Genomic DNA, 575 nt, shown 5'->3' with positions numbered 1-575 from the left:
GGCGTCCGGCGTCTCATGATCCGCGCCAAAATGTCCTTAGTTTATAAGGCGATCGACAGATGAGCAGTATATCGCACCGCCGTCGCTGCCCGCGAAGAGGCTGTTCTTTCGGGTAATTGTCTGCGGCCGGATGGCGCGCTCGACGGTGTTGGAGTCGATTTCGATGCGGCGTCAGTGAGGAAGCGCTCCAGCGCGGCACGCCGGCCAAGTGCATAGCGGATCGCCTCGGCGGGCTTCGATTTGCCCGACAGCTTCGGCAGCTCCTTTTCCCACAGCGCAAAGAGAGCGGCAACGATGACGGCGGATTTCTCCTGACGCGCCATCACCCGGGCTGCGGGGTCGTGACCGCGGACGGCCTCCTCGGCGGCCCATAGTGGGGCCATCTGCGCCACCGTCTGCGAGGCGATGGTGGACGAGCCCGCGGCATGCAGTTCGTAGAACTTGCGCCGCACGTGTGACCAACAGGCCGCCAGCGTCACAGCGTCATTGGCCCGATCGGATCGGGCCAGCCGGTTATAGGCGGCGTATCCGTCGACTTGCAGGATGCCGCGATAGCCGTCCAGATGACGGGCGAC

Annotated in this window: 1 pseudogene; it reads right to left on the bottom strand. The window is 64.5% G+C overall.

The window, feature by feature from the left end:
- Positions 1-42: 42 nt before the first annotated feature.
- A pseudogene (locus NKH01_RS35220) lies at positions 43-575 on the bottom strand (IS66 family transposase); the annotation flags it as partial.

This window comes from Mesorhizobium sp. M1403 (genome assembly GCF_040317695.1).
Classification (GTDB): Bacteria; Pseudomonadota; Alphaproteobacteria; order Rhizobiales; family Rhizobiaceae; genus Mesorhizobium.
This window is presented reverse-complemented; position numbering and strand designations above follow the sequence as displayed.